Annotated in this window: 12 protein-coding genes; 7 read left to right on the top strand and 5 right to left on the bottom strand. The window is 63.1% G+C overall.

Annotated elements, in window-relative coordinates; all coding sequences use genetic code 11:
* The gene (locus RA26_RS10210) at positions 1 to 423 is read right to left on the bottom strand and encodes a group III truncated hemoglobin (protein WP_039183518.1); all 423 of its coding nucleotides are present in this window, start codon (positions 421 to 423) and stop codon (positions 1 to 3) included.
* A 157-nt stretch (positions 424 to 580) separates the two neighbouring features.
* Here RA26_RS10210 and RA26_RS10205 point away from each other — a divergent pair, with 157 nt between their 5' ends.
* From RA26_RS10205 to RA26_RS10180, 6 genes are all read left to right on the top strand, one after another.
* Entirely contained in the window at positions 581 to 1,888 is a 1,308-nt protein-coding gene (locus tag RA26_RS10205) for an SDR family oxidoreductase (RefSeq protein ID WP_039183516.1), read from the top strand.
* Position 1,889: 1 nt separating this feature from the next.
* The gene (locus RA26_RS10200; protein ID WP_039183514.1) at positions 1,890 to 2,378 is read left to right on the top strand and encodes a DUF2269 family protein; all 489 of its coding nucleotides are present in this window, start codon (positions 1,890 to 1,892) and stop codon (positions 2,376 to 2,378) included.
* A gap of 233 nt (positions 2,379 to 2,611) precedes the next feature.
* The gene (gene ileS, locus RA26_RS10195) at positions 2,612 to 5,617 is read left to right on the top strand and encodes an isoleucine--tRNA ligase (RefSeq protein WP_039183512.1); all 3,006 of its coding nucleotides are present in this window, start codon (positions 2,612 to 2,614) and stop codon (positions 5,615 to 5,617) included.
* A gap of 232 nt (positions 5,618 to 5,849) precedes the next feature.
* Complete coding sequence (locus RA26_RS10190) at positions 5,850 to 6,596, top strand: hypothetical protein (RefSeq protein ID WP_039183510.1); 747 nt, start codon at positions 5,850 to 5,852, stop codon at positions 6,594 to 6,596.
* A gap of 136 nt (positions 6,597 to 6,732) precedes the next feature.
* Positions 6,733 to 7,812 carry a transporter substrate-binding domain-containing protein gene (locus RA26_RS10185; protein ID WP_039183508.1) on the top strand — a complete coding sequence of 360 codons (1,080 nt, stop codon included), beginning with the start codon at positions 6,733 to 6,735 and terminating at the stop codon, positions 7,810 to 7,812.
* A 14-nt stretch (positions 7,813 to 7,826) separates the two neighbouring features.
* On the top strand, positions 7,827 to 8,849 hold the full coding sequence (locus RA26_RS10180; RefSeq protein WP_039183506.1) for a transporter substrate-binding domain-containing protein: 1,023 nt from the start codon (positions 7,827 to 7,829) through the stop codon (positions 8,847 to 8,849).
* A gap of 19 nt (positions 8,850 to 8,868) precedes the next feature.
* On the opposite strand, the gene RA26_RS10175 is transcribed toward RA26_RS10180, so the two are convergent.
* Both RA26_RS10175 and RA26_RS10170 read right to left on the bottom strand, forming a co-directional pair.
* The gene (locus tag RA26_RS10175) at positions 8,869 to 9,219 is read right to left on the bottom strand and encodes a hypothetical protein (RefSeq protein ID WP_039183504.1); all 351 of its coding nucleotides are present in this window, start codon (positions 9,217 to 9,219) and stop codon (positions 8,869 to 8,871) included.
* A gap of 128 nt (positions 9,220 to 9,347) precedes the next feature.
* Positions 9,348 to 9,689, bottom strand: coding sequence for a hypothetical protein (locus tag RA26_RS10170; protein WP_039183502.1), 342 nt, complete (start codon positions 9,687 to 9,689; stop codon positions 9,348 to 9,350).
* A 180-nt stretch (positions 9,690 to 9,869) separates the two neighbouring features.
* Between RA26_RS10170 and RA26_RS10165 the strand changes: the two genes are divergently transcribed.
* A complete protein-coding gene (locus tag RA26_RS10165; protein WP_039183499.1) occupies positions 9,870 to 10,322 on the top strand; it encodes a methylated-DNA--[protein]-cysteine S-methyltransferase in 453 nt (150 codons plus the stop codon).
* 81 nt (positions 10,323 to 10,403) lie between these two features.
* Here the strand turns inward: RA26_RS10165 and RA26_RS10160 are convergent, their stop codons facing one another.
* Positions 10,404 to 11,114, bottom strand: coding sequence for a CDP-alcohol phosphatidyltransferase family protein (locus RA26_RS10160; protein WP_039183497.1), 711 nt, complete (start codon positions 11,112 to 11,114; stop codon positions 10,404 to 10,406).
* Between the two features lie 359 nt (positions 11,115 to 11,473).
* Entirely contained in the window at positions 11,474 to 11,701 is a 228-nt protein-coding gene (locus RA26_RS23165; protein ID WP_082015801.1) for a GDCCVxC domain-containing (seleno)protein, read from the bottom strand.
* Positions 11,702 to 11,729: the final 28 nt, after the last annotated feature.

The following is an 11,729-nucleotide window of genomic DNA, read 5'->3' as shown; positions in this document are numbered from 1 at the left end:
TCAGAACAGTTTCGGGGGCTGGTCCTTGGGCTGGCGCATGGCCACCACGCCGGTGCGGAAACCTTCGCCGATACGGTCCGCCAGGGCGCCCCATTGCAGCGCGGTGCCTTCCGGCAGCTCCGCCCGCAGCACCTGGTGGAACAGGCCCAGCCACAGGGGGAAATGCTCTGCCTTAACGTCGGGGCGGCTTACGTGCACCCGCATCGGATTGCCGCTGTAGCTGCGCTCGCGCAGGATCGCATTGCGCCAGAAGCCCGCGATCTTCTCTTCATGTTCCGGCCAGTCGGTGACATGGGCGGCAAACACCGGCCCCAGCACGTCGTCCGCACGCACCTGCATGTAAAACACGGCAACCACGCGGGAAATCTCCTCCGTGGTGATCTCGAACCGCGCCAGCGGGTTCTGTGTTCCGGTGTCGGTCATTGTCTGCTCCGGCCTGCTTTGGCCTGTAGATAAGTGGAAGCCAAGCCGAGCGGAAGGGCAAAGGCGCATCTGCCGCAATCTGAGCTTGCGGCAGCGCTGGCGCCTGCGGCTGCTGCCGTTATGGTGAGCGGGAGATTTGGCAAAAAGGCATTCATTGATGGCGGAGAGCGCAAAGCGGGTGCTGATTCTGGGCGCCTACGGGTTTATCGGGGCCGAGGTCGTGCGTGCCTTGCGGGCCGCTGGAATTCATGTGACCGGCCTGGGCCGCAGCGCCGCGCAGGCAGCGCGGGTGCTGCCTGGGGTTTCCTTTGTGCAGGGCGACTTGCTGCGGCTGTTGCGGCCTGAGGATTGGGCGCCGCTGCTGCAGGATGCGGACGCCGTGGTCAATTGCGCGGGGGTTCTGCAGGATATGGCGCCGGGCGAGCTGGAGATGGTGCACCACACGGCCATCGCAGCCTTGGGGGCAGCCTGTGTAGAACGGGGTATCGCCGTGGTGCAGATTTCAGCAGCCGGGGCAGGGCCGGATGCCGGGACAGAGTTCATGCGCAGCAAGGGGCGGGGGGATGCAGCCTTGCGGGCCGCTGGCGCACCGCTGCGTATCCTGAAGCCGGGGCTGGTGATCGGGCAAAATGCCTATGGCGGCACCGGTCTGCTGCGGATGCTGGCGGCGGTGCCGCTGGTGCAGCCGGTGGCGCTGGCAGACGCGCCGGTGCAATGCATCGGTATGGCCGATCTTGCCGCAGCGGTTGCTGCGGCGCTGCAGGAAAATCTGCCGCAGGGCACCTATGATCTGGTGGAGGACCAGCCGCATACGCTGGCGGAGGTGCTGGCAGAGACACGGGCGTGGCTGGGGTTTGCCCCGGCGCGCAGGCTGCTGCGCCTGCCGGACTGGCTGCTGCCGCCGGTGGCGCGATATGCCGACGCTTTCGGAAGGCTGGGCTGGCGTTCGCCGCTGCGCACCACCGCAATGGCCGAAATCCAGAGCGGCGTGTGCGGCGATCCCGCACCGTACCGGGCCGCTATGGGGCAGGGGATTGCACCGCTCAAGGCCATCTATCAGCCGCTGCCTTCGGGGCGCGCCCAGCGGCTGGAGGCGCGGCTGGCACTGCTGATGCCGGTCGCCGTCGCGGTGCTGTGCCTGTTCTGGCTGGCCTCGGGTTTGATCGGTCTTTGGCAGCTGGAGGAGGCTGCAACGGTGCTGACGGACTCAGGCTGGGGTAGCCTGCCGGCGAAAGCCAGCGTTGCCTTCTGGTCGCTGGCCGACATCGCCCTGGGACTGGCCATCCTGTGGCGGCCCTGGGCGGCGCGCGCTTGTTTGGGGATGGCAGCGGTCTCGCTGATCTACCTGGCTGCAGCCACCGCTGTCACACCGCACATGTGGGCGGATCCGCTGGGGCCGCTGGTCAAGGTGCTGCCGGGCCTGCTGCTGGCGCTGATCACCCATCAGCTGCTGCAGGAGCGCTGAGGTGGATGCGGACCTGATCCTGCGGTGGCTGCATGTGATTGGCGCCTGCGTGCTGCTGGGAACCGGCGCGGGCATCGCCTTCTTCATGCTGATGGCGCACCGGACACGGGACGCGGCGCTGATTGCCCACACTGCAAGCGTGGTGGTGGTGGCCGACCTCCTGTTCACCGCAACGGCAGTGATTGCCCAGCCTATAACAGGCGGGCTTCTTGCCTGGCGGCTGGGTTGGCCGCTGAGCACCGGCTGGCTGGCGCTGTCGCTGGGGCTTTATGTGCTGACTGGGCTGTTCTGGCTGCCGGTGGTCTGGATCCAGCTGCGGCTGCGCAATCTGGCGCGGGCGGCGGCAGAGACGGGAGGGGCACTGCCCGCCCGTTACCACCGCCTGTTTGCGATCTGGTTTGCCTGCGGCATTCCGGCCTTTGCCGCGGTTCTGGCAATCCTCTGGCTGATGCTGGCCCGCCCGGATCTGGGTGTCTGGCTGGTACGGTGACGCAGGATGGGCGGTTCCGCTCGCTGCCCTCATCAAAATGCGCCGCAACTGCCGCTTTACCCCGCCGCAGCCCCGTCCTATAAGGCGCTTCATGTCCCTATTCGCGGCCATCATTATTCGAATTATATCCCCGGCGCTCTGAAACCATTGAGCCGCCGGGCAAAGGCGCTTGAGCCATCGCGCCGAACCGAATATCCCAATTTCCGACCTTGATCATCCAAAGGACGCCCCCGATGTGCGCCGACACACCCCAGACGCCTGACTATAAAGACACCCTGAATCTGCCGAAAACCGGTTTCCCGATGCGCGCAGGCCTGCCCAAGCGCGAGCCTGCCTGGCTGGAACGCTGGGCCGAGATCGGCGTCTACGACAAACTCCGCGAGAAAGCGGCCGCGGCCAAGGGCGGCGACGCGGAGCGCAAGCCCTTCACCCTGCATGACGGCCCCCCGTACGCCAACGGCCACCTGCATATCGGCCACGCGCTGAACAAGACCATCAAGGACATGATCGTCCGTTCGCACCAGATGATGGGCTTTGACAGCCGTTACGTGCCGGGCTGGGACTGCCATGGCCTGCCGATCGAATGGAAGATCGAGGAGCAGTACCGCAAGAAGGGCAAGAACAAGGATGCGGTGCCGGTTGTCGAATTCCGCCAGGAATGCCGCGCCTTTGCCGACAGCTGGGTCGATATCCAGCGCGAGGAGTTCAAGCGTCTGGGCATCACCGGCAAATGGGATGACCCGTATCTGACCATGAACTACCACGCCGAGGCTGTCATCGCGGACGAGTTCATGAAATTTCTGATGAACGGCACGCTTTATCAGGGCTCGAAGCCGGTGATGTGGTCGCCGGTCGAGAAGACCGCACTGGCGGAGGCGGAGGTCGAGTATCACGATAAGGAAAGCTTCACCATCTGGGTGAAGTTCAAGGTTATTGGTAAGAAAGAAGTTGCATCAACAAACGCTGGCGGTGGAGCGAATGTGACCGTCGCAGGCTACTCTAAAGACGCTACACATCTTTCTGGCGCTCAGGTGGTGATCTGGACCACTACTCCCTGGACCATTCCGTCGAACAAGGCCGTGGTCTATGGTGCGGAGATTGCCTATGGCCTCTATGAGGTCACCGGCACCCCGGATGAATGCTGGGCCGCCGTGGGCGACAAATACATCCTCGCCGACAATCTGGCGGCTGAGGTGTTCAAGCGCGCGCGCCTGAGCGAAGACCAGTATACCCGCGTTGCCGATGTGCCGGTCTCCGATCTGGAAGGCGTTGGCCTGGCCCACCCTCTGCACGGCACCGAAGGCTCCAACGGCGAATGGGACGGCATCCGCGACTTCCGCGCGGCGCCTTTTGTGACCGACACCGAAGGCACCGGCTTTGTCCACTGCGCACCCAGCCACGGTATGGAGGAGTTCGAGCTCTACCGCGACCTTGGAATGCTGGAGCAGATGATCACCTATAACGTGATGGACGACGGCGGTTTCCGCGCCGATCTGCCTTTCTTCGGCGGCACCTACATCCTGAACCGCAAGGGCGGCGAGGGCGATGCCAACAAGAAGATCATCGACAAGCTGGTTGAGGTTGGCGGCCTCTTGGCGCGCGGCAAGATCAAGCACAGCTACCCGCATTCCTGGCGCTCCAAGGCGCCGATCATCTACCGCAACACGCCGCAGTGGTTTGCCTCTGTCGACCGCAAGATGGACGACGGCATGGATGAGATGGGCGATACCATCCGCGAACGTGCCCTGCGCTCGATCGACGAACTGGTGAAGTGGTGGCCGCAAACCGGCCGCAACCGCCTGCATTCGATGATCGAAAGCCGCCCTGACTGGGTGCTGAGCCGCCAGCGCGCCTGGGGCGTGCCGCTCACCTGCTTCACCAAGAAAGGCGCGCTGCCGACCGATGCGGACTTCCTCTTGCGCAATGAAGAGGTGAACAAGCGCATCGTAGCCGAGTTCGACGCGCACGGCGCCGACGTCTGGTACGAGGATGGTTTCAAAGCGCGGGTGCTGGGTAACTCCGTGGACCCGGATGACTACGACCAGGTGTTCGACGTGCTGGACGTGTGGTTCGACAGCGGCTCGACCCATGCCTTTGTGCTGCGCGACCGCGAGGACGGCACCGAGGACGGCATCGCTGATGTCTACATGGAAGGCACCGACCAGCACCGCGGCTGGTTCCACTCCTCGCTGCTGCAGGCCTGCGGCACCAAAGGCCGCGCACCCTACCGCAACGTGGTGACCCACGGCTTCACGCTGGACGAGAAGGGCATGAAGATGTCCAAGTCGCTCGGCAACACCATCGTGCCGGAGGAGGTCGTCAAGCAGTATGGCGCCGATATCCTGCGCCTGTGGGTGGCCCAGACCGATTACACCGCCGACCAGCGGATCGGGCCGGAAATCCTGAAAGGCACCGCCGATAGCTACCGCCGCCTGCGCAACACCATGCGCTTCATGCTGGGCTCCTTGGGTGATTTCAGCGAGGATCAGCGGGTTGACCCGGCAGATATGCCGGAGCTGGAACAGTGGGTGCTGCACCGCCTGGCCGAGCTCGACCACAAGGTCCGCACCGGCTATCAGACCTTTGATTTCCAGGGTGTGTTCTCGGCAGTGTTCAACTTTGCCACCGTGGACCTGTCGGCCTTCTATTTCGACATCCGCAAGGACGCACTTTATTGCGATGGCGACACCCTGAACGCCCGTGCAGCCCGCACCGTGCTGGACATCCTGTTCCACCGCCTGACCACTTGGCTGGCGCCGATCCTGGTCTTCACCATGGAAGAAGTCTGGCTGGAGAAATACCCGGGCGAGGGCAGCTCCGTGCATTTGCAGGACATCCCGGTGACGCCCGCCGACTGGCTGAACGAGCCGCTGGCCGCCAAATGGTCCAAAATCCGCCAGGCCCGCCGGGTGGTGACTGCGGCGCTGGAGGTTCAGCGGACCGACAAGGTAATCGGTGCCTCGCTGGAGGCCTCGCCGGTTGTGCATGTGCGTGACGGTGAAGCGCTGGAGGCGCTGAAGTCGGTGAACTTCGCAGATGTCTGCATCACCTCGGACATCGCGCTGACCAACGATCCGGCCCCGGCGGAAGCCTTCCGGATGCCGGAAGTCGACGGCGTGTCGGTGGTGTTTGAAAAGGCCGACGGCGGAAAATGCCAGCGCTGCTGGAAGATCCTGCCGGATGTCGGCAGCCACGGGCATGAGGGCGTCTGCGGCCGCTGCGACAGCGCACTGGGATAGACCCTGTCTCACCCTTGAATTGCATGCAACGCCCGGCCACAGCGCCGGGCGTTGTCTTTTTACGTTCTTTCTGCGTCATTTTGCACACGCTATCCGAGAAATGCCTTGTGTTCCCTTGCCGCGTTTTCCCCTAGATGTTGACCGGTTTTCCACAATTGGTTAAGAATTCGTTAATTCCATGTAGATTTTTACGTCATTTCAAAAGATGGCATGGGGCAGGGGGCAATTTTCAATGCTGAAGCTGAAAGCGGATGCGCAGCTGGCGGCTGAGCTTGGCAAAGCACGCGGCGCGGCAATCCGGATTGACGGGGTGTCGGCGCCAAAGAATATCAAAATCGGTTTGGTCGCTGCCGGCGCGGGGCCGGTCAAGGCAAAGCCTGCGGCTGGCGGAACGGCAAAAGACGCCAAGGCCGACAGTCCGGTCAGTGCTGTGAAACCTACCTCCGCGAAGCCGGAACCCGCCATGGAACCACAGCAGTTTGCACCATTGCCGGCCGGGAATGAGTCTGCGCTGCCAAAACTGGGCCTCGCCGCTGCGGGGCTGGCGGTTGCATCTGCGATGCTGCTCTACTTCCAGTTCGGCGGCAGTGCGCCAGCAACCGATCAGCCGGTAACGGCTGAGAAAGCCGTGGCAGAGCTTCCTGCAGGGGCCGCGGCAGCAGCGGGTCTGGAAGGCTCTGCTGCCAGCGGCGAGGATGCACTGGTTGCCCGCATCACCGAAGGCACGCTGGCCGCCCTTCGCAGCAAGCAGGCACAGCCCGCCGCGGCAGTTCAGGATGCGCAGGCCGCGCCCGTTGAGGGTTCGGCGCTTTACAAGATGGTGCTGACCGCCGCCGCGCAGGGCCAGTCCGCAGCCTATATCGACCAGCTGGTGAACGGCGCATATGAACGTCAGGAAATCACTGTTCCGGCCAGTCTGATCGGCGCTGACGGGCGGGTGGATACCGCAACGCTGCTGGCGCTGTTCGTCGGCAACTAAGACCCATCGGCTGCGGCGCCAGAAAGGCACTGCCGCGCGGTCAGCAGTACTGCCCGCGGACCTCAATCAACGACAAAACAACAAGCGCCGCCCGCCAATTCAGCGGATCAGGCGCTGCACATTTCCGGGGGGAACCATGAAAACCTTCTTTGCCGCCGCCGCCTTCGGGCTGTCCGGCCTGTTTGCTACCGCCGCCGCTGCAGAAACCTGCGGTGGCATCTATACCGTTCAGTCTGGCGACAGCCTGTCGGTGATTGCCGACAAGCTCTACAAGGATGCGGGCAAGTGGAGCGCCATCCACAACCGCAACATCGACCAGATCGGCCCCAAGCCGGGCGCGATCCGGGTCGGCATGAAGCTCTCGCTGGCCTGCCTTGAGGGGCTGCCGCTGGGCCTGCCTGGCGGCAAGGACATTTCCGCCGCCGCCCCTGCATCGGCAGTGCCGGTCAAGGTCGCGCCGGGCAACGCGGCGGTGCGCCAGAAAATCAACCTGCTGACCGGCGACGACTATGCGCCCTTTACCTCCAAGGCGTCGCACAACGGCGGCCTGATCACCGAGGTGGTGAATGCAGCAATGACACAGGCTGCTCCGGCTGAAGGCTATGCGATCCACTGGGTCAATGACTGGTCCTCGCATTTCGACCCGCTGCTCTCCAACGCGCTGCTGGATCTGGGCTTTCCCTGGTACAAGCCCGATTGCGAGACGATGCCGGACAGCTACCGCTGCCAGAACTTCCACTTCTCCGAGCCGATGTTCGAAACCCTGATGCTGCTGTTTGCGCATAAGGATCGGCCGTTTGCGTTCACCAGCGACAGCGACATCGAAGGCAAGACCCTGTGCCGCCCCGCTGGTTACCTGACCTTCGATCTGGATGAGCGCGGCCGCAACTGGATTGCGGAGAAGAAGATCACCCTGAAGCAGCCGCACAAGGTGAAGGACTGTTTCGACATGGTAGCCGCTGGTGAGGCGGACGCGGTGGCGATCAATGAATTCACCGGCCGCAGCGTAATGAAGGAGGCGGGCATCGCCGATCAATTCACCGTGCTGCCGCAGCCGCTGTCGGTGCTGGGTATCTATGTGGTGGTGCACAAGACCCATCCGCGGGCGGATGAAATGTTGGCGATGATCAACAAGGGCCTGCGGTCGATCCAGGAGAACGGCAGCTACCAGACCATCGTCGAGGATCACATGGCCCGGATCTGGGCCGGGTTCTGAGGGAGGATGCCTGTATGAGACGGTTTCTCTCACACCTCTTCCAACTGGCCGCCCTGTTCACAATGGCGCCGGCTGCAGCCTGGGCGATTTGCGACGTGGAGTATGTGGCGCAGCCCGGGGACTCGCTGTTTACAATTGCGGAGGCCCACTATGGCGACCGCAACCGCTGGACCATGGTCTACTACGCCAACCAGAAGCTGCTTGCCGGGGCGACCGTGCTGCCGGGACGCAAGCTGTTCATCCCCTGCATCACCGGCGCCACCGCGCCGGATGCCACGCCGCTGCGCCAGGAAAAGGCAGAGCTGACGCTGCTCACGGGCAGCGGCTATGGCCCCTTCACCGACCGCAGCTTGCCCGGGCAGGGGATGGTGACGGAGCTGATCAACGCCGCGCTGGAACTGGCCCCCGCGCCGGTCAGCTACTCCGTCAGCTGGGAGGACGACTGGTCCAAACACCTGTTCCCGATGCTGAACAAGAAAGAGTTCGACATGGGATTTCCCTGGCTCAAGCCTGATTGCGCGGCTGAACCGGGCAACGAGCGCTGTGTCAATTTCCACTTCTCCGAGCCGGTCATGACAATGCCGATCATGCTGTTTGTGCGGGCCGGCGGCGGGTTTGAATACACCGCAGACACTGATGTCGAAGGCAAGACCCTGTGCCGTCCTGCCGGCTATTTCACCCACGACCTGAACCGTTCAGACCGGCGCTGGCTGGCCGAGGGGAAGATCGAACTGGTTCAGCCCAAAACCCCGGCTGACTGCTTTCGCATGGTGGCGGACGGCCAGGTGGATGCGGCAGCGGTGAACCTGTTCCTGGGCGCCAACACGATCGTTGCGGAAAATCTGCGCGACACCGTGGTGCCGCTGGAGAAACCGCTGTCAGAGGAAGGCCTGCATGTCGTGATTTCCAAGCGCCACTGGCGCGGCACCACCCATCTTTACCGGATCAATGCGGGCCTGCAGAAGCTGCGGGAGAGCGGCCGGTTCGAGGAGATCATGTCGCGCCATCTGGAATTGTTCTGGGCCCAGCTGCAGTAAGGTAAGCGGAAGAGAGCGGTCAGGCCGTTAGCGACCTGGCCTCTTCATAACCGTGAAAGGCGGCCTTGGCTTCACCTGCGGTGATCCGGTCTGCAGGCCAGGCGCGCTGCATCAGCAGATGCTCCGCCAGCACCGCGTTTTCGTGAAGCAAGTCATCGGCGGATACAGGTGTTTGCGGACCGGGAGTATCCCAGACAGGGTTGTCGTCTTCCGGATGCAGCGCATCCGGCAGCTGCTCCTCTTGCCCGCGCGGCGTGTTGTCGGCGGATTCGCTTTTGTCCGGATCGTCGGATCGGACAACGGGGCGGGCGGTTAGAAACCCGCGGTTCGGTTTGATAGGATCTATACGTCCCGAAACTGGTATAAACATCAGAGGGTCCTTCGCAGAGGCATTGAACCGATCTTAAAACGGTTTTTACCACAATAGGCTTAACTGCAGGTTAACACATTCCGCCGGTGGAGTTTGTTGCTATTCCATCGGGCCGGTTCCGGCCGTGCTCAGCCGATGATCCGCTGCACCTTGGCATAGTTCGCTTCTGCAGCCAGCGCGCTCACCGGCTTGGGGCCGGCCTGGCAACCATTCATCAGATCCTGATAAAACGCATCCATGTCGATGCCCTTTACCGGACGCGGTTCCAGCGCTTCTGCCCGGGCAGCTTCGCGGGCGGGGCCGATGTATTGAGTGGTAAGGGCATCAGCGTGCTCGCCGGCCTGAAGGGCTTCGCGGGCCGGCGCCATGCCGTTGGTCAGAGTTGCGTCAGCTGCGGTGCCGGCGGCCGGAGCCTGGATCTTCTTCATCGAGGTATAGAAACCGGCGGTGCTGGAGACTGGTGCAAACATTTTACTGACCTTTAGCTCTGTTCTTGATGCTCACTTTATTAGAATTTGATACAACCCGGCGGGAAACCTTTAGCACTGGTTAACAAGACGTTAACATGCCGCGGCCTGCTTGGCGGGCGGGGCTTGCAGTTCGGGTGGCGGCACAGGAGAATGCAGCCGCCTGCAGGCCGGAGGAGAGACATGATTTCAGCAAGCCTTGAGACGCCCGTTGGACCGCTCAGCGTGTCAGAGCGGGACGGCGCCATCGTGCGGCTGGACTGGACGGCTGAGGCCAGCGGCCAGTCCGCGCTGCTTTCACGGGCGCTGAAGCAGCTGCAGGCCTATTTTGCGGGGGAGCTGACGGTGTTCGACTTGCCGCTGCAGGTGGCGGGTTCGGGCTTTCAACGCGCTGTCTGCGACGCCATGCTGGCGATCCCCTTTGGCGAAACACGTACATATGGTGATATCGCCAGGGATCTGAGCGCCCCGCCGCAGCCGGTCGGCAATGCCTGCGGCGGCAATCCGATCCCGGTGATCATTCCCTGCCACCGGGTGCTGGGTGCTTCCGGGCTTGGCGGGTTTTCCGGCAAGGGCGGCGTGGAGACCAAGGTGGCGCTGCTGAAACTTGAAGGTGCCGCCAGCCTTTTGATCTGACATGGCTGGCTGCATCCGGGGCCAGCGTTTTCAGAGCGGCAGAACTCATGGCTGCCGGAATACCCGCACTGCCCGAGGCTGTCAGTCCGTGGAAGAGCTGCGGTGTTTTTCCGGCACGATCTGCTGGGCGATGCCGACAAACAGCAGGTAGACCGACGTGACCACCAGCCCCCAATGAGCCCAGCTGGCCGGGTGGAAGTCGACCCAAGCGGCCCAGCCGGCAAAGAAGGTCCAGGCCAGCGCCATCGGCAGCGAAACCTTGCGCCAGCGCACCGTGCGCACGGGATGGATGAACTTCAGCGGCAGGAACATCGCCACGGACAGCAGTGTCACCAGCACCAGGCTGGTCCAATGGCTCGGCTCCAGCGCAAAGATCACCAGCACCGGCATGTTCCACACGCCGGGATAGCCGGAAAAGGAATTGTCCTTGGTCTTCATCCGCGTGTCGGCGTAGTACATCGCACTCCCGAAGGTGATCACGATGATGGCGAACCAGCCGGTCCAGCCTGCCATCAGCCCGGACTGGAAGAGGGCAAAGGCAGGGATGAAGACATAGGTCAGGTAGTCGATGATCAGGTCCAGCAGCACCCCGTCGAATTCCGGCGAGTAGCGCTTGACGTGATAGTGTCGCGCCAATGGGCCGTCGATGCCATCGACGGCAAAGGCCACTACCAGCCAAAGGAACATCAGGCTCCATTTGCCTTCGGCCGCGGCCAGCATAGCCAGCATGGCAAAGACTGCCCCTGTGGCGGTCAGCAGATGAACGGAGAGGGCGCGGATCTGAGGTGTCATCCGACCGTGATGGCGAATTTACCCCGGAGCCGCAACCATTCAGTGCAAATTTGGGCGGAAATCCGTACCTGCCGGCAGCAGAATACGGGCCATGCGGCGGCCATATGGCACCGGGTCGGTGATGGCGGGGGCGGAGAAGGGGGAGTTTGCGGGACGGTCACGTTCCCAAGGCTGTACGCCGGGCGGCGGGGCAGGGGCCGCAGGGGCACCATCTGAAAACGAAATGGCATAGCCGGCACTGGTCATGGCAGAATCCTTTCTGGATCGGTTTCTGCCATCTGGCCTGCGCCGGCTTAACAGAGGCTTGCTGCCAGCTTCGCAAAATAGCGCGTATTTTATTAAACCGGGCTGCCTGCCCGTCACCCGCAGCAGCCGTCACCCGCCTGCACCGGTGGGCAAGGGACCGTCCCGTAAGAGCAGAAAATACAGCAATCGCCGGGCTTTGGCCGCAACAGGGTATTGCAGGCGGGGCACTCGTGAAACCACTGGCAGGCGTCCTGCGGCATCTCCTCTGCCGCCTCATGCCCGCAGGCGGGGCAGGTCAGGATGCTGGTTAGTTCCACTTGCAGGGTTTGTTTGCCGGACATGGGCAGGTCCTCCTGCTGACAGCAAAGG

Origin of the sequence: Leisingera sp. ANG-M7, from assembly GCF_000813965.1 — a bacterium.
Taxonomy (GTDB): Bacteria; Pseudomonadota; Alphaproteobacteria; order Rhodobacterales; family Rhodobacteraceae; genus Leisingera.
This window is presented reverse-complemented; position numbering and strand designations above follow the sequence as displayed.